Below are 22012 nucleotides of genomic sequence, written 5' to 3'. Positions count from 1 at the left end.
CCTCCTAGCGTGACTGTCCACAGTTACTACAAAATTTAGCTCCGTCGGTAAAAGCCGTCCCACATTGACCACAGAATTTCGCTAAACTAACTGTAGGGCTGTTTTCAGAATTTATCGTTTTTTCTGTTTGTATTGGTATCTGAGGATGTTGAGCAGAATGAGCTCCCTGTCCCAAATTTCCCATAAGTGTTCCAAAATTTGCTCCCATTCCGAGCCCCATGGAAACTCCCATGCCAGCTCCCATAAGATTCCCTGCGGAACCTTCATTTTGTGCCGCTTTTTCTAGAACATCAAATTGGCGCTCTTCTTGATAACTGTATCCCTCAATCTCCCGAGTGCTACGCTCCCCTTTTGCACTAAGAACTTGTTTATGGAATCGAAACACTTCCTTGTACCCCTCACTATCTTGGTTTACTTTCAAGGCTTCAATATTAAATTCTTGTACAGAAATTCCATATTTAGCAAAACGATTGCTTAAAAGCTCTGATAACCCTTGAGCAATATCATGGCTATGCATTTCAATATCAATTGTAGCAATTCGACTATTCGCAATAACTCGGGAAATACCAGATGTAATCGTTCCAATAGCCGCCTGTCTGAAACGCTTTTGAAATACTTCTGCCGTAATAATATCTGGATGACTCGGCATAAATTCTAAAATAAATGTTTCTAAGTCTATGATTCTTGGTATAAAATTTCCATGTGTTTTTAATTCAACAGGAATTTGACTTTCTGGATCGCGAACTAGTATCGGCGAAGGAGTCCCCCAGCCAATCGGCTGTAAATCATACATGTTAACAAACCATAGGAAAGATGAATCTGGTGGCACACCGCCACTAACAAAAGACTTGAGTTTTGCTAGTCCCTGAGTATTATTTCCCTCAATTTTATGTTTCCCTTCTTCGTAAGACGCAACAGCTCGCCCGTTTGAAAAGAAGACAGCCCGTTGACCTGGATTAACAATTAAGGTTGTTCCCGGCTTCATATTTTTATTAGGGTGCCGCCATGCAAGAATATTTCTGGTATCTTCTCCTTCATACCTCACAACTTCAAAAAGATTTAATGACATAATATCTCCTTTTCCATTAGGAAAGGCTTGGCTGGTAAGTCAAGCCTTGTTATATGTAGTATAACAAGCGATTTGTCAAGTATTTAGTAGCGATAATTCCTTTTTTATTCCTGATTTTGAGGTGTTTTTTGATTACGTGCCAGCCAGTAGAGGACATAGAGGACCAACAAGCCAGTTGCCGCGAGGAAAAGTCCGCTAATCTGATTGACAGTCAATACCAAGACCAGACCTGATACCAGTAGTCGAGTAAAGGCTTGACCTAGCATAAAATAGGTTGACACCGCTCCGCCAATGGTCGCCAACTGCTCCTCTGGCATAGAATTGACAAACTTAGCGTTAAACTTAGGTCCACTAGCTCCAGAGCTAATCCCCATTGTAGTAAGGAAGAAGAAAATAATTGGCAGTTGATGCAGCAACATTCCAACAAAAACGCCAAGAAGAGAGAAAGTGGCTGCCACTTCCAACGTCACCATGCTGGTCTTTTTGAATAGGGTAAAGACCAAGGTAGAGCCCAAAATATTTCCGACAAAAAATATTAGAATGGTCAGGGCAAGTGTTGTTTCAACATTGAGGAAGACAAGATTTGGGTCTTCGCTAATCAGCAGGACCAGAATAGGATAAAGAATCGCTCCACAGGCGTTAATTATGGGGTTGGTAATCAGGACCAGGCGGAACTCGGGAATCTTGCGCAGCTCCACGATGGCTTGCTTGAAAGAGGCTAGAATGCCTGGCCCCTCGGTTTTTGACTCGGGCTGGATCGGCCGCTCGGCTATTTTCAAAGGCTGCTCCATCAGGAGTTTGCGAAAGGCTGGCGTCAGCAGCTGCATGATGAGGAGGGAGACTAAAAAGGTGCCGGCGTTGAGAAAGGCCAGGTTTTGGTAGGAGAGTAGGCCGACCAAGAGAGCAGAGAGGGTCTGAAAGGCGATGTTTAGGAGGCTGGTCACGGTCTGACGAAAGGCTGAATACCGCTCCCGCTCTTCTTTGGGCGCTACGCGTAATCTCAGAGGTGTATAGAGGCCGTTTTCATAGAAGCCAGCGAAGTCTGCAAAGACATTGAAAGTTGCAGCCACCACGACAATCCAGAGGGCTGGCTCAAAGCCCATGCAGAATCCGAGGATGAGGTAGAGAAGGACACGGAAGAGAAGGGTCAGCTTGATAGTGCTGATTTTGTTGACCGTCTTGTCTGCCAGATAGCCTGTGAAGAGGCCTATAAAGCTAGGAAAGATTTCTGAGAAGGTCACAATCGCCAGCGCCAGACGGCTGTTGGGCACCAGTAAAACATAGTTCATCAGGGCCAGATAATAGACCACATCGCCAAAATTGGACAGCATATCCGCCGTCAGTACCCATAGGTAGGTAGCATTTTTCAAAATCTTTTTCATGATAATCCCTTTCTTTGTTTTCAGAATATTCAGACATTTTATCTTGCAGAGGAGCCTGGATAGACTTTCCTCTGTGATTATTCTTTTACATAGAGTAAATATTTAATGTAGAAAATGCCATATCACCCGTTACCAAGAGAACCTTTTCTTTTGGCTCAGATGCATAGTTGTTAGTTGTTGACATGGCGCTATCCAACTCTACTACTGCTTGCCAGTCAGCAGGCAGGTAGAGTGTGATATTTGAGAAGGCAGCATCGATATGAAAATCTGCCTGATCACCCAGAATCACTGCCTGATCAAAATAGACCGTACTAGATCCAAAGGCTACATCAACACTATCATGGATAAAATTTTCCTCATGAATGTAACGAGTAGAGGAGCCAAAAGCTGTATCGCGTCCCTTATCGCCAATCACTCCTGTGACAAAACTTTTTGTATCGACCATATTCTTGCTCCTTCTAGGTTTTATTAACAACTTCACCCCTGTACAAGCCAGTATCGCACCTAAAATCAAGGTCCAGGTATCAATTTCCAACCAATTAAAATGACTGTTTAGCACGATAAAGACCAAGGTTCCCCAGACAAAACTTGTAACTAGCTGTTTTTTTATCATTGCTTTAAAAAAGAGATAACTCCAACCGACTACCAGTGCCAATTTCCAAAGAGGAAATTCCACAGCCGGCAAGTGGTCTTGAAACAAGACCAAGCCTGCCAAGATCAGTAAAGCTATTCCCAAACCATTTCTTTTCATCTTCCTACCTCATTTCCTGTAACTTTTCTTTTAATAAATGGTAATAATGTCGCGACACGTGAACTTCCTTGTGAGTCTTGTAGAAGGAAATCCGACTAGTGCCCGAGAAGGACTTATCTAGCGAATAGACTACCTTGCTATTGACAATGGTTGACTTAGCTACCCGACAAAAGTAGATAGGCAAATACTCCTCAAGTTCATAGAGTTTCATCTTAACCTCGTAGGCATCATCGCCTGTATGAGCAAAAATCTTGGTTCCGTCCGTTTCAAAGAAAAGTATGTCACCCAATGAAAGAAAATACTCGCTGCTCCCCTTGTAAAAAACAAGCGAGGGACGACTAACTTGTTGCAAAGCTTGCTGAATCTGTTCAATCTCTGGTCCCAGCTGACTGGTTCGAATAACAACTTCAAGCTGATCTAAGCTGTCATCAAATTCAATCCTAACTTTCATAGCTCCCTCCTTTTTGATAGCTCTATTATACCAGTTCGACATCCAATTACAAGGGCATTTCAGTAAGTGGCAAAATTAGACAGGTAAGTGGTAGAAATAAACTAAGAAAAGTCCCTTGCATTACGCGAGGGACCTAATTTTTATTATATGATTTTGAAAATTGCAGAGTTTTTTTCTTAAAAAATCGCATCCAGCAATGATGTGCTTCCACCACCACCGTCACCACCTGCACCGACAATATGATTGCCAATGACCTGAGCAAAGGTCTCAATGTTCAAGCTCTGTACATAGATTTCTCCATAACCAGTAAAGGTATTAACGATTCCTTCACCTGTACCGATAGATTGGAGGAAACCATTTTCCATATGGATATTGTAGTCCAAATCACGACTCCAAGCAACCACATGAGCATTGTCAATGGTGATACTTCCACCATCCAAAGTTAGCTTCTTAATAGAACCAAATGCATTCGCCAAAAGTGTTCCGCGCCCCTCTGTCGTCATCACAAAGAGTCCACCCTGACCACCAAAGAAAGCTTTTCCAACACTCTGGCGTTCCATTTTATATTGAGCAGAACCATCAAGGGCAAGGAAGGCACCATCATTTAGTCGATATTGCTCTGCACCAAGTTCCAAGGCAATAACCTGACCTGGCGTTGAAGGCGCAAGTGCAATTTTTCCGTCATCGCTATTGGAAATGGCTTGCGTGATAAACATAGATTCGCCTGATACCATTGACCGACCGATGGCCCCCATCAATTTACCAAAACCTGAACCACCACGCGCATTGAGCTTGGTATTCAAGGTCACACTCGGCGTATGGTAGACCATGCTCCCTTGTTGAATATAAGCTGATTCACCAGCTTCCAAGGCGATTTCCACCAAAGGAAACTGCATATTACTATCGATAGTATATTTCATCCGATTGTCTGACATAATTGACTCCTATTTTTTACGAAAGGTCCTGTTAACCACAGGATAGCCATAATAAACCTAGAACAAGCTAAAATAAACTAAGTATCATTTATCTCTTTGTTTGTTCTGTTGTGATAATACAATTTTATCTCATTCAAAAAAACTTGTCAAGGATTTCTCGGCCATTCAGATAAAATTTACAGGAAAAACCGAACTTCCTGAGCATTCCTATATAACTTCTGTCATACGCCCCGTATCCACATCATAAACCGCACCAAAAATTTCAACGTCGTCAGGTATGAGCGGAGATTGTTTCAAGAGAGCAATATCCTCCCGCACGCTTTCTTCAATGTCTGTAAAAGGAAGAAAGTCCTGACCAGCCACATCCACTCCCAAATCCCGCTTGAGTTGGACCTCAAAGTCCTCATTGGTAAAGGTCTGTGCACCGCAGTCTGTATGGTGGAGCACCACGATTTCCCTTGTGCCGAGTTGCTGCTGGGAAATGACTAGCGAGCGAATCATGTCCTCCGTCACGCGCCCACCCGCATTCCGTAGGATATGGGCATCACCCAGAGCCAAGCCCAAGGCCTGCGCCACGTGAAGCCGTGAGTCCATACAGGTCACGATAGCCACCTTTGTCTTTGGACGAAGAGGCAAATGGTAATCACCATGCAGGTCAACATAGGCCTTGTTGGCCTTCATAAAGTTTTGAAAATAAGACATAGGACCTCCTTGTCTGATGAGAATTTCTGAAATTTTCAGAAATAGGTTAGACCTAGCTTATCACATTCCCGACTATTTGTCGCAAAAAGAGAAGCGACTAGCTGTCACTCCCGAATGATTTCATCAGTTGAATACTTTCTGCAAGACTTCGCCAATGGTAGTCACACCGATAACCGTGATTTCCTTGGGCACCTTGATACCTGTCAGAGAATTTTTGGGGGCATAGACCTTGGTAAAGCCCAATTTAGCGGCTTCGTTAAGCCGTTGTTCAATCCGATTGACGCGGCGGATTTCACCTGTCAGGCCTATCTCGCCTATAAAGCACTCTTGTGGGTTGGTAGGCTTATCCTTGTAACTGGAGGCAAGGGCAACTGCGACCGCTAGGTCAATAGCTGGCTCATCCAGTTTGACACCACCTGCTGATTTGAGGTAGGCATCTTGGTTTTGGAGGAGCAGGCCTGCCCGTTTTTCCAAAACCGCCATAATCAAGCTGGCACGATTGAAATCCAAGCCTGTCGTGGTCCGCTTGGCATTGCCAAACATGGTCGGAGTCACCAGGGCCTGCACTTCGGCAAGGATAGGGCGGGTGCCCTCCATGGTCACGACAATGGCAGAGCCAGTCGCCCCGTCCAGACGCTCTTCCAGAAAGACCTCGCTAGGATTGAGGACTTCGACCAAACCCTGCGACTGCATTTCAAAAATGCCGATTTCGTTGGTGGAGCCAAAGCGGTTTTTGACCGCCCGCAAGATACGGAAGGTGTGCTGCCGCTCGCCCTCAAAATAGAGAACTGTGTCCACCATGTGCTCCAAGGTCCGCGGTCCAGCCAGGGTTCCTTCCTTGGTCATGTGGCCGACGATGAATGTTGCGATGTTGTTGGTCTTGGCAATCTGCATGAGTTCATTGGTCACTTCACGGACCTGACTGACAGAGCCTTGCACGCTGGAGATGTCAGGGCTCATAATTGTCTGGATAGAGTCGATAATCAGGAAATCTGGTTTTATCTTCTCAATCTCGGTCCGAATGCTCTGCATATTGGTCTCCGCATAGAGATAGAACTCGCTGTCGATGTCCCCCAGACGCTCCGCTCGCAACTTAATCTGCTGGGCAGACTCTTCCCCCGACACATAGAGGATGGTGCCAATGGTCGAAAGCTGGGTAGATACCTGTAAGAGCAGGGTGGATTTCCCAATCCCTGGATCGCCTCCGATCAGGACCAGACTGCCTGGCACCACACCACCTCCGAGGACACGGTTGAACTCCTCCATGTTAGTCTTGGTGCGAACCACTTGAATAGAGGAAACTTCATTGAGCTTCATGGGTCGGGTCTTCTCACCTGTCAGGCTGACCCGCTCATTCTTAACTTCAGCGACTTCCACTTCCTCGACAAAGCTAGACCAGGAGCCACAGTTGGGGCAACGGCCCAGATACTTGGGCGAGTGGTACTCGCAGGATTGACAGACAAAGGTTGTTTTTTTCTTAGCGATGATGATTTCCTCCTATATAGTATATTCTAGGATTTCGCAGTAGGCTATAGTTTCTTTAGGGACAAACTGGCGTATCAGCATACCGTGACAGACGATAACGATTCGGTCATAGGCTTTGTATTTTTCAAGGGCCTGTAAAAATCGCTCTTTCATCTCCGCAGCAGTCTCATAACGAACAGGAGAAGACTCAGGCACCGCTCCGCTATTTTCCAAAAATAATCGATGAGCTAAGATAGCCTCATCTTGACTGGCATTTTGTCCCAGTAGGTCTGGTCGCCACTCATGAAAAAAGGGCTCGACCAGAAGAGGTAGTTGCTGGGCATGAGCAATGTGAGTTGCAGTCTCCAAGGCCCGCGTGACACTTGAAGTGATAACCACCTGAGCCTGAGCAAAAACAGGACTGCTGGCAACTTCCTGGGCCAAAGCCCTTCCCTTTTCAGTCAGGGGAGCCAGATCCCGTCCAAAACCTGCGTACAGCCGAGGATTTTCATGCTGGTCAAACATACTATAGTCAGGCTCGGAATGCCGCACAAAGAGAATCTGCATAGTAGTCTATTTCCCCGTCGAGCCAAATCCGCCCGTCCGGACGCCGTCGGCCTGGTCACCATCAGCCAAGAGGAAGGGTGCAAAAACAGCCTGTACGATCCGCTCGCCGGCTTCCACCACGACAGTTTCCTCTGTGATGTTTCGCATCTGAGCAAAGATATGACCTTCATTGGCTGGATTGCCGTAGTAGTCGCCGTCGATAACCCCAACTGAGTTAATCAGGACCAGCCCCTTCTTGCGAGGGTTGGACGAACGGTCATAGAGATAGAGGACCTCGTTGGACTGCATATAGGCCTTGACACCCGTTGGCACCAGCTTAATCTCACCTGGCTCCAAACTGACCCTCTCCGCAGCCTTTAGGTCGTAACCTGCTGCGTGGGCTGTCTCACGTTTTGGCAATAAATTTTCATCAGTAAACTGGCTGACCAGTTCGAATCCACGAACTTTCATAAGAACTCCTTACATCATTTTCTTCTTTTTATTCATTGTATTCATTCGCATTTTTCGTCACAAATGCAAAAAGTGTTGTTAAGGGAAAGGCATACTCGTCATCAAAGCGAGCTGCACGTAGCCACAAGTTTTGGTCAACCTTGCGAAAATAGACACTGCGAGGGAAGTAAACTCGTATTCCAATCATAGGTCTATTATACACTAATTCATCAAAGCCTGCGATTTTCAGCAAAAAAACACCTGACCTACAGGTGCTATAAATATAAACTAGCTCAAGCAGTTCAAACCTCTTCCGAGCAAAAAATCTCCCAATACTCCTCGACTTCTTGCTCCAACTGTTCAACCATCTCTAGCAAGTCTGCGGCTCGAAGAATAGCAAGCCCCTGGTCCACCATCCCTCTATCCTGCTGAAAGATGCCCATACGGACATTGGCCATGCCTACATAATCAATCCGCATACTTTCCTGAGCCATGGTGTAAACTCTCTCCATTACTGAAACACAAAGTTGATACTCCCCATTTTTCAGCAAAACGGTCGATAGATTATAGAGAAAAGCAAACTGACTAACCTGTACATCTCTGAAGTCCTTATACTTGTCCAAGGAAAGCAAGATTTTATCTACAAAGCCTTTCAAATGAGATACAGGAATGATAGGAAGTACCAACCCCAACTTACGAAAATCAGCTAAATACCAAGTATCTGACTTCTCCAATTCCTTCCAGAGTGCTTGTCCCAACTGTCTGGTACGCTCCCTATCTCCTGTTTGATAAATAGATAAGATTAAGCGTAATTGCTGTTCTATCCGCTGAACCCGTATATCTTCTTGCCTCTTCAAATACTGCTCTACTTGGTACAAAAAATCCTGACAGCCTGATTCAGAAAAAAATTGTCCTCTCAGATTTTCAAAGCGATGGATGATAGAAGAACGCTCCGAAGGCTGATAGGCATGGCAGATATAGTCAAACTCTGCAAAGGTCATATCCAGCTGACGGAGGATATGGGAAAAGTGGGCAATGGTAGGGTATTCTTTGTTGTTTTCAATTTTTGATAGGGTCGTCCGTGACAAGGTATCTCCACAAACTTCCTGCTGACTAAGCCCTTTTGATTTGCGAATCTCTTTTAAGACTGTTCCAAAATCCCACCTCATCATAACCTCCTAAAACTGTGAGAAATGTTTACGCTTTCATCAATCACATTTACTACATGATACCATAATAGTAAATAAAAACAAACAAAATGATAGGAGGTCTTCTTATGAAAACTTGGAAAAACTATCTTTTACTTTTAACTTACTCAGCCATCTTACTAGCACCTCAACTTTTAGGGGGTGGATGGAATCTGATTATACCAATTATCAACAAATAAATAAGATACCACCATCTCACCACTCTGGAAAGGAGGAAAAAGACTGGAAACTATATGTTGGGTGGAGAGGGGAGTAGGTACATATACACTTTATGTTGATATAAAAAAGATGGTTAAGCATTTGTGATACATCTTGCTAAATAATGCGTAAAAATCTAAATCTTATAATATATTTTAGCTATATACTTTGTCATTAGACACATTTTAACTTGGTATGCAGTGTCGGACTTATCAAAAGAAATAAATGATTAGTTTCCTAAGTTTAATTCAAACCGTATTTTACGAGGAGGTAGAATGTATGAAAATAAAAAAATGTGCTTCTATTTTACTGGCGACTTTGGTGATTGGTGTAAGTTGTTCACCAATCAGTATTATTACAACATTTGCTAATGAAATATCAGTCAATTTACAAACTGAGGTAATTAGTGAAGATAATATGCATAAAACAATTAGAACGTTTTCTCCCGAACTTAATGAATACGTAATTTATACCTATCATAAAGATACCAAAATTTTGGATATTGATAGAGGAGGAGATATTTCATCGTATGATATATATGCGATTGGAGCAGAAGCATTAAGTGCTAATGTTTTAAGAGCGGCTAATAGTAGTATGTTTAGTCCGTGGTCGTATTCTTCTTCAGGTAATCGATATACTTTAAAAGTTTCTCACATTTCTTATGGTGGAAATCCTGTATCTAAAACTGTTACTAGAACCAGTAGTAATGCTGGATATATAGATAATTTTATGAGAGATGTTGATAATATAAGAAATGTAGAAATGGATTTACTTAAAACTGCTGGATGGGAGCTAGGAGCAACGGTAATCGGCGCTTTGATATCAGGAGGAGTTGGTGCTATTGGCGCCATAACTTCGATAGCTTCAGTTGTCGGTATTGCTAATCAATTACCTCCGATATATGATAGGGCGCTTTATAATTATAAGAGAGCGTAAAATTGAATCTATTACTACTTATTTTAAACCTAACTTCCTTATATCTTATATATTCTTTAAGAAATGAGCGCCCTAAATATTTAATTTATCTAGGATATTTGATGTTTGGAGGAAGTTTAGTTGTAAGTATTTTGTTATTGGTAAAAGAGTTAGGTGGTTGATTAAACAATCATCTATGTAAAAGATAATAATCCGCTGAGTATATACTGCTTTTAGGATTATTATCTTTTATTACCAAAATCCCACCAACTGGCATGGAATATTTCTATGGTTTTTGATATGCACTGAAATTAGTTTTCCACAGACCATGAAATTAAGAGAAAAACGATTACCATGCTCAGAAATGTTTGATAGTAGGGTAATCGGGAACAACTGTTACTCATCAATTGCTAAATGACTGATAGTCAAATTCAAAAAGATAGTTAGTTTCCGACCAGCTCTATTGGTGTGCTGGTCGGAAAGCGTTTATAAGGAGGTGTTCAGATGAAAAGGCTAAACCATTTCTGTATGATTCTACTTCTGTGTTGTGTCAGTTTTATCGTTGTAAATCTACACTATACAAAGGAAATCAATCGTATACGTGAATTAGGAACGACTGACTATTCATTTCAATTTTATTTACGCGATAGTGCCGTTCCTTCACAGGATTTACTGCATTTTTTTGAAAAAATTGCTGATAAATACGACGTTTCAATTGTCAAAACAGATAGCAACACCGAGGTAATAAAAGCAGGTGTTTTTTCTCATGAGACCTTTCCTTATAAAGATTTTGGAATCCAGCAACTTACTTTTAACGAAGACGGAAGTGGATCTTATACAAATATACAATCCTCCGACAAACTAGGGCATATCCCAACATTTTTGCAGGCCAAGACGATACGGCTCATCACTTTAAAAAACTATTTTCAAGATACATCCCATACACTAAATGGTCAGTATACCGTCACATCAACAAAATCCATAAACGACACTGAAATCGTACAGGAATTAAGTCATTTTTTCAATATTGATTCTTCTACACTATTGACTCCAACCTTTGAAACAGCAGTAGAATTAATAAACAGAGACTTGCTACTAGTAGCACTCATCTGCTGTATCGCATTTTTACTCCTTTCATTAACTTCTGTTTACCAACCAATTTTAGATATCAAACATATCGGCGTTGAAAAAATACTTGGATACAGTAACTTAGAGATTTTCTATCGCTATGTAAAACAAAATATACTAATCATAGGAATCGGTAGTATCATTCTAAATAGTTTATCGTTTCTGTTTTTTGACTACATGCCTCAAGGTTTTACAACTATGATGCTGTTAGCGCATTTTATCCTCCTTCAAGTCTATCTACTCATCAACATTTTAGTCATCACAATTATCCAACGCATTAATGCCGCATCTATCATAAAAGGATTTGTTTCCTTCAAAACAGGATTCTATATCAATAATTTCTTCAAATGCTGTCTCACACTTCTTATCACTATATTGATGATTGGTGTCGGAAATAGCATTTATGAGGAACACCAAGAATTGAACTATCAAGAACAATGGGAAAAACAGGGAGATTTCCTAACACTCGAAACCGTAAAATCAGGAAATCAACTCTGGCAAGATAGCCTGTCTGGTTCCGACAAAGCTCATCAATATTATTACTCCTTATATAAGAATTTGACAGAAAATCTTCCAACTTACTATATTCGTTCTAGTATCATAAACCCTGGCAATTTCTCACATCTTAAAGAATTTGAACATTCAACATTGGCTAATGACATCCCTGTTCTATACGCCAACAAAACCTATCTAGAAAGTATAGGATTTCCGATTCCACATACAAGTAAACAATTGACTGTACTCTTTCCAGCATCAATGAAAGAGAATGAAGAGTCTAACAAAAATCTAGCAAAATTGATTGGTTTTCTGTCACTGAAATATGAAGAACAAGTGGCAAAAACAGTCAGCGAGGTAGATGTTGAATACATTTATTATGACGGCGACTGGACATTCTTCCCATACAATGAAACCTTATCCAACAATTTCACTAATCCAATGATTAGCCTGGTCAATGACAATGATATGTCGTGGGAAGATAAAGCACATCTATCAAATACTGGACTAAGTAGCCCAATTAAAATTGCAAATTCCCCTCAACATCAACAAAAAATCGAACAAATTCTTCAGAAATTGCCTGATGATAGCTATTTCAAATTCTCATCAATAAAATCTATTCAACAAGGACGTGTAGATAGTTTCCGAGACGCTAGTCGTAACTTCGTCACCCTGTTTGCGATTATCTGCTTACTGAGCATTGTTGTTTCCTATTTTATTGTAAAAAGTATGTTTCTTTGGAGAAAATCTCATATCATCACTATGAAATTTTTAGGATGGTCACTTTTTGACCGCTACAAACCTATTCTAATCGGACTAACTCTACTATATTTGCTACCTCTTCCAGTTATTTTGATAGCTGGTAAGTCACTATTTCCTCTTGCACTTTTTTTACTATTTGCCATTGCTGATGGGGGTATTTTCCTATTTACATCACTGCGCATGGAGCAAAAAAATCTTGTACAATACTTGAAAGGAGAGAACCTATGATTCATTTAGAACATATCTTTAAAAAGATTGGTCAAAAACATATCCTACATGATTTTTCCCTCAACATTGAACAAGGTGAACTAGTCGCAATTGTTGGAAAAAGTGGTAGCGGAAAAACAACATTACTAAACATCATTGGCTTGCTTGACGGTGAATACGAAGGAAATTACCTCCTATTTGGTCATTCAAACGTACCTGTAAACACTAGGACATCTCAAAAAATAATTCGGGAACAAATTTCCTATCTATTCCAAAATTTTGCTCTAATTGAGAACGAAAGCGTCGAGTATAATCTCCTGATGGCATTAAAATATACCAGATTATCAAAAAAGGAAAAGGAAGAGTCTATAAAAAATATACTAGAAAAAATCGGACTAGCAAACACGCTAAAACAAAAAATTTCCGAGCTGTCTGGAGGAGAACAACAGCGAATTGCTATCGCTCGTGCTCTACTAAAACCAAGCAATCTTATCTTGGCAGATGAGCCAACGGGATCATTAGATCAGGAAAATAGGGACTTAATCCTGCAATTTCTCATAGAAATGAATAATAGTGGAAAAACAGTAATTATCGTCACACACGATCCATATATTGCCGATAAGTGTCAGCGGATTGTTCGTTTATGATTTAGATAGTTTCTACACCCTTTGCGAATAAGCTTTCCGCTAAGAACCTGCATTCACAAGTGAGGTACTTCCACACCCAGAAGCAGGTCGTCTATGGCCTGACCCGAATACGGCATTGACTCTGCCGAGGTTATCATATTCAAGAACAATTTAGATACAACAAGAAAAGGTCTGAAAACCAGCTCATCTGGTTTTCAGACCTTTTCTATCTTCCCTATTCAAACACAAACTGGTTGTGGTAGAGTTCGGCGTAGAAGCCATTGAGTTTAAGGAGCTGGCTGTGGTTGCCTTGCTCGATAACTTTTCCGTCTTTGAGGACGATGATTTCATCCGCATTGAGAATGGTTTTGAGGCGGTGGGCAATGACGAAGCTGGTCCGTCCTGCGATAATGGCCTCCATGGCCTTTTGGATTTTGGCTTCCGTTACGGTATCAACGTTAGACGTTGCTTCGTCCAAAATCAAGACCTGTGGATCTGTCAAGAGCGTACGGGCAATGGAAATCAGCTGTTTCTGACCTGTGGAGAAGACATTCTCATCATCGGTCACAAAGGTTTCATAACCCTCTGGCAAGCTCATGATAAAGTCGTGGATATGGGTGGCACGGGCTGCGGTTTCCACCATTTCTTGCGAAATGCTCTCATCACCAAAGCGGATATTGTCCGCAATAGTGCCAGAGAAGAGGACCGATTCCTGCAAGACAATGCCGACCTTATCCCGCAAACTATCCAAATCATATTCCCGAATATCGCGACCGTCAAAGGCCACGCTACCGCCATTGACATCGTAGAAGCGGTTGATCAAGTTCATAATGGTAGTCTTACCAGATCCCGTCGGACCAACGACCGCCACCATTTTTCCCTTAGGAGCTGAAATGGACACCTTGTCCAAGACCTTCTGACCTGGCAGGTAGCCAAAGTCGATGTCCTTGATTTCAACACCTTCTTTTAATTCGGTAAATAGCGGAGCGTTTTGAGGACGAACTTCCTCAGGCTCATCAAACATTTCCTGAATACGATGAGCACCTGTGAAAGCCAACTGCAATTCTGCCCAGCTAGATGCAATCTGCATGATTGGCTGGTAATACTGTTGCGAATACTGTACAAAAGTCACGACCAGACCAAGTGCGGCAGCTGTTTCCAGCGAGCTATCATTGAGAACAATGCTGGAACCTGCAAAGATAACAATGGCAGTATTAACCAAGCTCATACCGTTCATAAATGGAAAGAGAATCCCACCAAACAAACGTCCCTTGAAAGTTGTGCGACGAACTTCTTCATTGAGCTCCAAGAAACCATCAATAGTCTCTTCCTGCACACCCTGTACAATAATCGCTTTTTGTCCTGAAATCTTCTCATCCATGTAGGCATTGAGTTTAGACACCGCAGCCTGTTGCTTATCAGTATATTTCCGTGACAGGCGAATGATAATCACTAGGGCAATCAAAGCAACTGGCGTGGATGCAATAGTTACCAAAGCCAAGCGAGTATCCTGACGGAACATCATGATAACCATACCGATGTAAAGAGCGATATTAGTCACTACCTGAGTCAAGGACTGGTTAAAAGCATTTTGGATATTGTCCAAATCACTGGTAAAACGAGAAAGAATATCTCCATCCTTGTGGCTATCAAAGAAGGCAACTGTCAAGCGTTCCAACTTGCCAAACAAACCTTTTCGCATGCGGTTGGTTGAATGAGCAACGATGCGTGTAAAGAGCAGGGTATAAATCAAGGTTGATACCACAGTCGCCACATAGGCCAACAAGAGATTGAGCATAACCTCATTAAAGTCAGTCATATCAGGCTTAAAACCTGACTGCCCCATCTGCTCTGCAGCAAAATAAGCCTGACCAATTTTCCCCATCTCTGCAATAGCATTACCCAGGAAAACAGGCGTCTTAACCTGCAAATAGGTTGCCGTCACAATGGCTAGAAAAATCACAGCAAAGGACAGCTTATAGCATTTAAAATAAAACCAGAAAAAACGTAATGTCTTCATTTATTCTTCCTTCCCTTTCTGTGTTTCGTAAATTTCTCGGTAGACGTCATTTGTCGCTACCAATTCTGCGTGTGTTCCCTGACCAATCAAGCGACCTTCATCAAGAACCAAGATCTTATCAGCTTTGACAACAGAAGAAATCTTCTGAGCAACGATGACCGTCGTTGTCCCCTTCAAATCATGGTTGAGGGCTTCTTGGACCAGCTTCTCAGACTTGGCATCCAGGGCTGAGGTCGAATCATCTAGCACCAATACTTTAGGATCACTAATCACCCCACGCGCAATGGACATCCGCTGTTTCTGACCACCTGAGAAGTTATTTCCACGTTCTTCTACTTGGCTCTCATAGGTATCATTCAAGCGGTCGATAAATTCTTTGGCTTGGGCAATACCTGCGGCCCGCTCCAAACGTTCCAAATCTGCACCAGGTGCACCTTGACGCAAATTGTCCGCAATGGTCCCTGAGAAGAGAATAGCTTTTTGCAAAACGATAGACACTGTATCTCTCAAGGTTTCCTGACTGATGTCTTTCAAATCACGACCGCCAATTGACACAGTCCCTTCCTGTGGATCAAACAAACGCGGAATGAGCTGAGCTAGTGTTGATTTACCCGCACCCGTTGCACCGACCACACCGACCATCTGACCAGACTCAATCTCAAAGGAGATATTTTTCAAAGTTGGCTCAGTGTCATGCGGATAGGTAAAGCTGACATTGTCAAAGACAATCCGTCCATCCAAGTCCTCTTTTGCACCTTCTTTAAAGGTCATCGCCGGCTCTGTATCTAAAACCTCACTCAAACGTTTAATGGAAATAGCAGCACGAGAAGCCTGCATTCCCATGAAACTAGCCATGATAATCGCAAACATGATTTGCATAAGGTAGCTCATAAAGGAGGTAAAGCCCCCAACTGCTTCCATATTGGTGTCCAACATGCCTGATACCAGATAGAGCGATACAAAAATCGCCATGTAAGCAATCAACATCATTAAGGGTTGTAAGATAGAAAAACCATAACCAATAAAGAGGTTGAGATCCAAAAGCTCATTGGATACTTCTTTAAATTTAGCGTATTGATTCTTCTCCTGTACAAAGGACTTAACCACACGAATCCCACGTAGATTTTCCTTGGCAATGCTGTTCATCTTGTCCATGAGGGACTGGAATTTACCAAAACGTGGCCCCATCAAGCCCATCACAACTGCCATGATTCCCATGATAAGGATGACCATGAGCACGATAATCCACCAAAGTTCAGGCAAAGTGCGCACCGCCATGATAAAGGCACCAACAAAGAGCAGGGGTACCCGCATCAAGATCGTAAAGAGCATCATGACAAGGTTCTGAATTTGGTTGACGTCGTTGGTCATACGAACCACCAAATTCCCTGCATTAAATTCCTCTACATTGGCATAAGAAAAGCTCTGAATTTTCCGAAAGGTCTTCTCACGAATATCCGCAGACACTCCCTGAGAAATCTTAGCTGCCATGATTGTATTTGTCAGACCAGCCAAGAGACCAATTCCCGCAATCAGCAAGAGGAACTTACCGACACGGACAATTTCATCCTTATCATTGGCCAAGACAGCAGTTAATACATCCTGTAAATAACTAGGTTGCATCAAGGTCGTTGCTACGACAATAGACGTCAACAAGACCGATGCCAAGGCATACCATTTGTAACGTAAAATGGCTTCTTTAAACATGATTCTTCTCCTTATAGTGTTGAATATTTTCTTTTAATTGATCGGCCACCTGTCTGATCAAATCAAATTCTTCCTTTTGAATACCTCGAAAGAGAGAATGGTGCATCTCCTCATGGAAGGATTTTAGGTGACAAATCTTGCTCCGACCTTTCTCTGTCAAGACCAACTGCTTATAGCGTCTGTCAAACTGAGAAGGTAAAACCCGAATAAAGTCATTTTTCTCCATTCGCTTAACTAGATTGCTGGCAACGGATTTGGAAATCTTCAACTCCGCTTCAATGTCTTTGACAAAGGTTTCAACTTCAGACCGTTCTGCTATGAAACGCAGAGCCCATCCCTGTGGTCCAGCTAGATGCTCCACATCATATTCCTTTGCAATGGTTTCACTGATTTGTTCAATCTGATTTAATAGATTCCGAAAATCTGCAATAGTATGTCCCATAATAGCTCCTTTCTACGAAAATAATTACCATGAGAACTATTATAGTTCTCTTAGGAACTATTGTCAATTATTCCGTTTGCTCTTTTCTGAAAATATTTTGTTGTTTCAGCACCATTACTTACTCAAAAACCATAATATATATACTGTATAACTTATATAAGATTTTATGTATCAATTATGGTATAATATATCTAAATTACACCAACTAGAAAGGATTTTTTATGACCAAACAAACCATTGCCATCTTGGGACCCGGTTCATGGGGCACCGCCCTAGGACAAGTTCTCAACGACAACGGTCATACTGTCCGTATTTGGGGAAATGTCCCCGAACAAATCGACGAAATCAATAAAGAACATACAAATAAGCGCTATTTCAAGGATGTTATCCTAGATGAAAACATCAAAGGATATAAGGATTTGACTGAAGCCTTGGACGGTGTTGACGCGGTTCTTTTCGTTGTGCCAACCAAGGTAACACGCCTAGTTGCCAAGCAAGTCGCACAAGCTCTCAAACACAAGGTAGTTGTCATGCACGCTTCAAAAGGCTTAGAGCCTGATAGTCACAAGCGCTTGTCTGAGGTACTGGAGGAAGAAATTCCTGCTGAACTCCGTTCTGAAATCGTCGTGGTTTCAGGGCCAAGTCATGCAGAAGAGACTATCGTCCGTGATTTGACCTTGATTTCTGCAGCTTCAAAAGACTTAGAAACAGCCAGCTACGTCCAAAATCTTTTCAGCAACCACTACTTCCGACTTTATACAAATAATGATGTCATCGGTGTAGAAACAGCAGGTGCCCTTAAAAATATTATTGCTGTCGGCGCTGGCGCTTTACACGGACTTGGTTATGGTGATAATGCCAAGGCAGCTATTATCGCTCGCGGTTTGACAGAAATCACACGTCTAGGCGTTGCTATGGGCGCAAATCCTCTGACTTACAGCGGTCTTTCTGGTGTTGGTGATTTGATTGTTACCGGTACATCTGTCCACTCCCGCAACTGGAGAGCTGGAGATCAGCTCGGTCGCGGCGAAAAACTCGAAGATGTAGAACGCAATATGGGAATGGTGATTGAAGGTATTTCAACAACTAAGGCAGCCTATGAGTTGGCTCAGGAATTAGATGTTTACATGCCTATTACCCAAGCCATCTACAAGGTCATCTACCAAGGTGCGGGTATTGAAGATGCCATCAAAGAAATCATGACGGGTGAATTCCGCCATGAAAATGAATGGTCATAAAGTAAAGGAGATTTTATCATGTCACAAAAAGTTAGAAAAGCCGTGATTCCTGCAGCAGGTTTGGGAACGCGATTCCTCCCAGCAACAAAAGCACTTGCCAAAGAAATGTTGCCAATCGTTGACAAGCCAACCATCCAATTTATCGTTGAAGAAGCCCTCCGTTCGGGTATTGAAGATATTTTGGTGGTCACTGGTAAGTCAAAACGTTCTATCGAAGATCACTTTGATTCAAACTTTGAATTGGAATACAACCTCAAAGAAAAAGGCAAAAATGATTTGTTGAAACTGGTTGATGAGACAACAGGCATTCGACTACACTTCATTCGTCAAAGCCATCCACATGGACTTGGTGATGCCGTTCTTCAAGCTAAAGCATTTGTCGGGAACGAGCCTTTTGTTGTCATGCTCGGCGATGACTTGATGGACATAACAGATACAAAAGCTGTCCCATTGACCAAGCAACTCATGAATGACTATGAAAAAACACATGCTTCAACCATTGCTGTTATGCCCGTTCCTCATGAAGAAGTTTCTGCATACGGTGTTATCGCTCCACAAGGTGAAGGTGTCAACGGTCTCTATAGTGTGGAAACCTTTGTGGAAAAACCAAAACCAGAAGATGCTCCTTCTGACCTTGCTATTATCGGACGCTACTTACTCACGCCTGAAATCTTTGAGATTTTAGAAAACCAAAAACCAGGTGCCGGGAACGAGATTCAATTGACAGATGCCATTGATACTCTGAACAAAACGCAACGTGTTTTCGCTCGTGAATTCAAAGGTAACCGTTACGATGTTGGGGATAAGTTCGGTTTCATGAAAACTTCTATCGACTACGCCCTCCAACACCCTCAAGTAAAAGATGATTTGAAACAATATTTGATCAATCTTGGTAAAAAATTAGATACAAAGAAAAACTAGCAATCGCTAGTTTTTTTCTTATATCAAATAGAATATCCCTAGTAGAAAAACAATCAAGCCAATATAGCCAATGAAACTGAAAAAAATCTGTTTTCCTGTAAAAAGATCCTTTTCCACAAGAGGGGGAAGGAAAATCACAACCAAACAACCTCCAATAGCTCCTCCAATATGTCCTGCCATGCTAATGGTTGGATTAAAAAGTCCCAAGACCAAGTTCAACCCCAAAAGGACCATATATCGTTGACCGAGAACCTGTAGATAAGGGCTGCGACTAAATTTCCTCAACAGTGCCATAGCTGCAAATAGACCAAAGAGCGAGGTCGATGCACCTGCACCAACTACATCTGGTGTAAAAAAGAGAACAAAAAGATTGCCCATTATCCCAGACAAGAGATAGAGGAGAAAGAAGCGCCGTGACCCAAACAGTCCTTCTAATTGATAACCCAAACCAAGCAAGGTAATGCTGTTAAAGATAAAATGTTCCCAACCAATGTGGACAAAGATAGGAGAAATCAAGCGCCACAACTGAGTCGGATCATACCGCACTACTTCCCCATACATACCACCGAATTCAAAAATCGTATAGGCTGTAGTGGTCTGCCCAAATCGAAACACTTGTATCAAAAGAAAAACAAGAGCCGTGACTGCCAACAAGCCATTGGTCACAGGATAGCGCTTATCAAAAAAGTTCTTCAAAAATCAACAACTCCTTTACTGGAATATCAAATAGATCTGGTTCGAAATCATAGACTTGAAAGTCTGCCAAAGTCGATACCGTCTCGCCCTGATAATCTGCTAGGTAGCGATCATAAAAACCACCTCCATAGCCCACTCGAAAACCCGCTTGATTCCAAGCTAAACCAGGAACATGGATCAACTTAACCACAGACTTATCCACAGGTTGTGAATAAGTACCAGGTTCCCAAACTCCAAACCTAGATTTCACCAAATCATCAGGATTATATTCTACAAAATCCATACGACCTTGTGAATAGGTCTTAGGAATGAAAATCTGCTTGCCATCCTTTTGAGCCTGCTCAATCAGGTAAGAAGTCTCAAACTCATGGGGCATGGAAAGGTAGGTCCCAAGTGACGTTGAGCACTTATAGGTGTCAGTGGAAAGGAGCCTTTCTGTTAGTTGCTGACTCCATCTTGCTCGTTGACTACTAGTCAGGGCTTTCAATCTCTGCAAGACCTCTTGCCGAATTTCTTTTTTATCCACAGGAACTCCTTTCTTTTCAGAAAAAGACTGGAAAAACCAGTCTAGTTTGCTTTCATTTTCAAAAAATCGCTCAACTTATCCACAGCAAAGGAAAGCACTTCCTCTTTGGGACTGAGACGAGGATTGTGAAGGGGATAAGGCGTATCCACACCCAACCAGAACATAACACCTGAAACCTTGTTGAGCAGGTAGCCGAAGTCCTCACCCGTCATGGCTGGTGGACAATCAATCATCTCCACTCCGTCAACACCATCAAAGTAGGTCATCAACTCATCAGCCAGCTGAGGATTGTTCTCCACAGGCAGATAGCCGCTTGGATTGAGCTCAATCTCCAAGTCTACTCCAAAGGACAGGGCAATTCCCTCTGCCACTTCCCGTACCCGCTTTTGCACCAAGAGGCTCATGTTCTGGGTCAAGGCCCGAATGGTTCCGTGCAAAAAGGCCGTTTCAGCAATGACATTATTGGTCGTGCCTGCGTGCATGGAGCCGAAGGTCACCACAGCTCCCTCAATTGGATCAACATTTCGACTAACAACCGACTGCACTTGGGTCACAAAGTAGCTGGCTGCCACCAAGGCGTCATTGGCGGTATGGGGAAATGCTGCGTGGCCACCCTTTCCTGTAAACCGTATCTTGACTTCACAGGTCCCAGCAAAGAGGGTCGCACGGTTAGTGCCCATTTGACCGACTTTGAGGTCTGGTCGGACATGGAGCCCATAAAATTCATCTGGCAACCAATCCCCAAAGGCACCCGCTTCATACATAAGCATGCCACCTGCTAGATTTTCCTCCGCAGGCTGAAACAAGAAGAGAAGATTATTTTTCGGTTGCTGCTCTGCCATTTTCTCCAAAAGCCCCAAGGCAATGGTCATGTGAAAATCATGTCCGCAGGCGTGCATCCTGTCTGGGTGGAGGGACTTGAAGTCCAGGTCCGTTTCTTCCACGATAGGCAGGCCGTCAATATCTGCCCGCCAGCCAATGGTCTTTTCAGGAGCAGAACCTGTCAGATAGACCAGGATACCTGTCTTCCATGTACGGACTTGGGCAAAAGAGCAATCTTCCAGCAAGTTCTCAATGGTTTCCATGAGAAAGGCGTGGGTCTTGAACTCCTCCATGCCCAGCTCTGGAATCTGGTGGAGGGCCCGGCGTGTCGCGATTAAATCTAGCATAACT

Annotated in this window: 22 protein-coding genes; 5 read left to right on the top strand and 17 right to left on the bottom strand. The window is 42.6% G+C overall.

The annotated features are described in order from the left end of the window. Positions 1-4: 4 nt before the first annotated feature. The 11 genes from ODU39_RS00615 to ODU39_RS00565 all read right to left on the bottom strand — a co-directional run bounded on the left by ODU39_RS00615 (position 5) and on the right by ODU39_RS00565 (position 8919). Positions 5-1069 (bottom strand): SPFH domain-containing protein, encoded by a 1065-nt coding sequence (locus tag ODU39_RS00615; protein ID WP_398579625.1) that lies wholly within the window; start codon positions 1067-1069, stop codon positions 5-7. A gap of 104 nt (positions 1070-1173) precedes the next feature. Next, positions 1174-2451, bottom strand: coding sequence for an MFS transporter (locus tag ODU39_RS00610; RefSeq protein WP_398579624.1), 1278 nt, complete (start codon positions 2449-2451; stop codon positions 1174-1176). A gap of 85 nt (positions 2452-2536) precedes the next feature. Next, positions 2537-3202 carry a hypothetical protein gene (locus ODU39_RS00605; protein WP_136670548.1) on the bottom strand — a complete coding sequence of 222 codons (666 nt, stop codon included), beginning with the start codon at positions 3200-3202 and terminating at the stop codon, positions 2537-2539. A 4-nt stretch (positions 3203-3206) separates the two neighbouring features. Then, positions 3207-3653: a LytTR family DNA-binding domain-containing protein gene (locus ODU39_RS00600; RefSeq protein WP_136670547.1), complete on the bottom strand. Its 447-nt coding sequence runs from the start codon at positions 3651-3653 to the stop codon at positions 3207-3209. 176 nt (positions 3654-3829) lie between these two features. Then, the gene (locus ODU39_RS00595; RefSeq protein ID WP_013730631.1) at positions 3830-4588 is read right to left on the bottom strand and encodes a TIGR00266 family protein; all 759 of its coding nucleotides are present in this window, start codon (positions 4586-4588) and stop codon (positions 3830-3832) included. A 207-nt stretch (positions 4589-4795) separates the two neighbouring features. After that, on the bottom strand, positions 4796-5290 hold the full coding sequence (locus tag ODU39_RS00590; protein ID WP_398579623.1) for a beta-class carbonic anhydrase: 495 nt from the start codon (positions 5288-5290) through the stop codon (positions 4796-4798). Between the two features lie 123 nt (positions 5291-5413). Further along, the gene (gene radA / locus ODU39_RS00585) at positions 5414-6781 is read right to left on the bottom strand and encodes a DNA repair protein RadA (protein ID WP_398579680.1); all 1368 of its coding nucleotides are present in this window, start codon (positions 6779-6781) and stop codon (positions 5414-5416) included. A 6-nt stretch (positions 6782-6787) separates the two neighbouring features. Then, entirely contained in the window at positions 6788-7321 is a 534-nt protein-coding gene (locus ODU39_RS00580) for a histidine phosphatase family protein (protein WP_105257641.1), read from the bottom strand. Between the two features lie 6 nt (positions 7322-7327). Continuing rightward, a complete protein-coding gene (locus tag ODU39_RS00575) occupies positions 7328-7771 on the bottom strand; it encodes a dUTP diphosphatase (RefSeq protein WP_014638741.1) in 444 nt (147 codons plus the stop codon). A gap of 28 nt (positions 7772-7799) precedes the next feature. Further along, positions 7800-7958, bottom strand: coding sequence for a hypothetical protein (locus tag ODU39_RS00570; RefSeq protein WP_172026986.1), 159 nt, complete (start codon positions 7956-7958; stop codon positions 7800-7802). A 94-nt stretch (positions 7959-8052) separates the two neighbouring features. Continuing rightward, positions 8053-8919 (bottom strand): helix-turn-helix transcriptional regulator, encoded by an 867-nt coding sequence (locus ODU39_RS00565; protein WP_105257639.1) that lies wholly within the window; start codon positions 8917-8919, stop codon positions 8053-8055. A 516-nt stretch (positions 8920-9435) separates the two neighbouring features. Between ODU39_RS00565 and ODU39_RS00560 the strand changes: the two genes are divergently transcribed. From ODU39_RS00560 to ODU39_RS00550, 3 genes are all read left to right on the top strand, one after another. Beyond that, positions 9436-10092 (top strand): geobacillin-26 family protein, encoded by a 657-nt coding sequence (locus ODU39_RS00560; protein ID WP_105138830.1) that lies wholly within the window; start codon positions 9436-9438, stop codon positions 10090-10092. A gap of 483 nt (positions 10093-10575) precedes the next feature. Next, positions 10576-12684, top strand: coding sequence for an amino acid ABC transporter permease (locus ODU39_RS00555; protein WP_105138831.1), 2109 nt, complete (start codon positions 10576-10578; stop codon positions 12682-12684). After that, complete coding sequence (locus ODU39_RS00550) at positions 12681-13310, top strand: ABC transporter ATP-binding protein (RefSeq protein ID WP_014638747.1); 630 nt, start codon at positions 12681-12683, stop codon at positions 13308-13310. Before ODU39_RS00555 ends, ODU39_RS00550 begins: the two co-directional genes overlap by 4 nt. Before the next feature lie 214 nt (positions 13311-13524). Here ODU39_RS00550 and ODU39_RS00545 read toward each other — a convergent pair whose 3' ends face one another. Genes ODU39_RS00545 through ODU39_RS00535 form a run of 3 tightly spaced genes read right to left on the bottom strand, consistent with a single transcriptional unit; the run spans position 13525 to position 17458 of the window. Continuing rightward, positions 13525-15309 (bottom strand): ABC transporter ATP-binding protein, encoded by a 1785-nt coding sequence (locus tag ODU39_RS00545; RefSeq protein WP_398579622.1) that lies wholly within the window; start codon positions 15307-15309, stop codon positions 13525-13527. Beyond that, the gene (locus ODU39_RS00540) at positions 15310-17016 is read right to left on the bottom strand and encodes an ABC transporter ATP-binding protein (RefSeq protein WP_136670541.1); all 1707 of its coding nucleotides are present in this window, start codon (positions 17014-17016) and stop codon (positions 15310-15312) included. It abuts the gene before it with no gap. Then, entirely contained in the window at positions 17009-17458 is a 450-nt protein-coding gene (locus ODU39_RS00535; RefSeq protein ID WP_029752443.1) for a MarR family winged helix-turn-helix transcriptional regulator, read from the bottom strand. The genes ODU39_RS00540 and ODU39_RS00535 overlap by 8 nt, the downstream gene beginning before the upstream one ends. A 221-nt stretch (positions 17459-17679) precedes the next feature. Here ODU39_RS00535 and ODU39_RS00530 point away from each other — a divergent pair, with 221 nt between their 5' ends. Both ODU39_RS00530 and galU read left to right on the top strand, forming a co-directional pair. Further along, entirely contained in the window at positions 17680-18696 is a 1017-nt protein-coding gene (locus ODU39_RS00530; RefSeq protein ID WP_105134315.1) for an NAD(P)H-dependent glycerol-3-phosphate dehydrogenase, read from the top strand. A gap of 18 nt (positions 18697-18714) precedes the next feature. Further along, on the top strand, positions 18715-19617 hold the full coding sequence (gene galU, locus ODU39_RS00525; RefSeq protein ID WP_398579621.1) for a UTP--glucose-1-phosphate uridylyltransferase GalU: 903 nt from the start codon (positions 18715-18717) through the stop codon (positions 19615-19617). A gap of 18 nt (positions 19618-19635) precedes the next feature. On the opposite strand, the gene ODU39_RS00520 is transcribed toward galU, so the two are convergent. Genes ODU39_RS00520 through ODU39_RS00510 form a run of 3 tightly spaced genes read right to left on the bottom strand, consistent with a single transcriptional unit; the run spans position 19636 to position 22008 of the window. Then, positions 19636-20313 carry a rhomboid family intramembrane serine protease gene (locus ODU39_RS00520; RefSeq protein WP_398579620.1) on the bottom strand — a complete coding sequence of 226 codons (678 nt, stop codon included), beginning with the start codon at positions 20311-20313 and terminating at the stop codon, positions 19636-19638. After that, positions 20297-20839: a 5-formyltetrahydrofolate cyclo-ligase gene (locus tag ODU39_RS00515; RefSeq protein WP_398579619.1), complete on the bottom strand. Its 543-nt coding sequence runs from the start codon at positions 20837-20839 to the stop codon at positions 20297-20299. The genes ODU39_RS00520 and ODU39_RS00515 overlap by 17 nt, the downstream gene beginning before the upstream one ends. Positions 20840-20880: 41 nt before the next feature. Beyond that, positions 20881-22008: an N-acetyldiaminopimelate deacetylase gene (locus ODU39_RS00510; RefSeq protein WP_398579618.1), complete on the bottom strand. Its 1128-nt coding sequence runs from the start codon at positions 22006-22008 to the stop codon at positions 20881-20883. Between the last annotated feature and the right edge of the window lie 4 nt (positions 22009-22012).

Origin of the sequence: Streptococcus sp. 2021WUSS126 (assembly GCF_044427255.1) — a bacterium.
In the GTDB taxonomy this organism is placed as follows: domain Bacteria; phylum Bacillota; class Bacilli; order Lactobacillales; family Streptococcaceae; genus Streptococcus; species Streptococcus hashimotonensis.
The sequence above is the reverse complement of the archived record's forward strand: the minus strand, read 5'-3'. Positions and strand labels throughout refer to the sequence as shown.

What these genes read in the sequence shown, in the direction of transcription:
- ODU39_RS00615 (WP_398579625.1), bottom strand. Translation starts at nt 1,069, where the DNA reads ATGTCATTAAATCTTTTTGAAGTTGTGAGGTATGAAGGAGAAGATACC.
- ODU39_RS00610 (WP_398579624.1), bottom strand. Translation starts at nt 2,451, where the DNA reads ATGAAAAAGATTTTGAAAAATGCTACCTACCTATGGGTACTGACGGCG.
- ODU39_RS00605 (WP_136670548.1), bottom strand. Translation starts at nt 3,202, where the DNA reads ATGAAAAGAAATGGTTTGGGAATAGCTTTACTGATCTTGGCAGGCTTG.
- ODU39_RS00600 (WP_136670547.1), bottom strand. Translation starts at nt 3,653, where the DNA reads ATGAAAGTTAGGATTGAATTTGATGACAGCTTAGATCAGCTTGAAGTT.
- ODU39_RS00595 (WP_013730631.1), bottom strand. Translation starts at nt 4,588, where the DNA reads ATGTCAGACAATCGGATGAAATATACTATCGATAGTAATATGCAGTTT.
- ODU39_RS00590 (WP_398579623.1), bottom strand. Translation starts at nt 5,290, where the DNA reads ATGTCTTATTTTCAAAACTTTATGAAGGCCAACAAGGCCTATGTTGAC.
- ODU39_RS00580 (WP_105257641.1), bottom strand. Translation starts at nt 7,321, where the DNA reads ATGCAGATTCTCTTTGTGCGGCATTCCGAGCCTGACTATAGTATGTTT.
- ODU39_RS00575 (WP_014638741.1), bottom strand. Translation starts at nt 7,771, where the DNA reads ATGAAAGTTCGTGGATTCGAACTGGTCAGCCAGTTTACTGATGAAAAT.
- ODU39_RS00570 (WP_172026986.1), bottom strand. Translation starts at nt 7,958, where the DNA reads ATGATTGGAATACGAGTTTACTTCCCTCGCAGTGTCTATTTTCGCAAG.
- ODU39_RS00565 (WP_105257639.1), bottom strand. Translation starts at nt 8,919, where the DNA reads ATGAGGTGGGATTTTGGAACAGTCTTAAAAGAGATTCGCAAATCAAAA.
- ODU39_RS00560 (WP_105138830.1), top strand. Translation starts at nt 9,436, where the DNA reads ATGAAAATAAAAAAATGTGCTTCTATTTTACTGGCGACTTTGGTGATT.
- ODU39_RS00555 (WP_105138831.1), top strand. Translation starts at nt 10,576, where the DNA reads ATGAAAAGGCTAAACCATTTCTGTATGATTCTACTTCTGTGTTGTGTC.
- ODU39_RS00550 (WP_014638747.1), top strand. Translation starts at nt 12,681, where the DNA reads ATGATTCATTTAGAACATATCTTTAAAAAGATTGGTCAAAAACATATC.
- ODU39_RS00545 (WP_398579622.1), bottom strand. Translation starts at nt 15,309, where the DNA reads ATGAAGACATTACGTTTTTTCTGGTTTTATTTTAAATGCTATAAGCTG.
- ODU39_RS00540 (WP_136670541.1), bottom strand. Translation starts at nt 17,016, where the DNA reads ATGTTTAAAGAAGCCATTTTACGTTACAAATGGTATGCCTTGGCATCG.
- ODU39_RS00535 (WP_029752443.1), bottom strand. Translation starts at nt 17,458, where the DNA reads ATGGGACATACTATTGCAGATTTTCGGAATCTATTAAATCAGATTGAA.
- ODU39_RS00530 (WP_105134315.1), top strand. Translation starts at nt 17,680, where the DNA reads ATGACCAAACAAACCATTGCCATCTTGGGACCCGGTTCATGGGGCACC.
- galU (WP_398579621.1), top strand. Translation starts at nt 18,715, where the DNA reads ATGTCACAAAAAGTTAGAAAAGCCGTGATTCCTGCAGCAGGTTTGGGA.
- ODU39_RS00510 (WP_398579618.1), bottom strand. Translation starts at nt 22,008, where the DNA reads ATGCTAGATTTAATCGCGACACGCCGGGCCCTCCACCAGATTCCAGAG.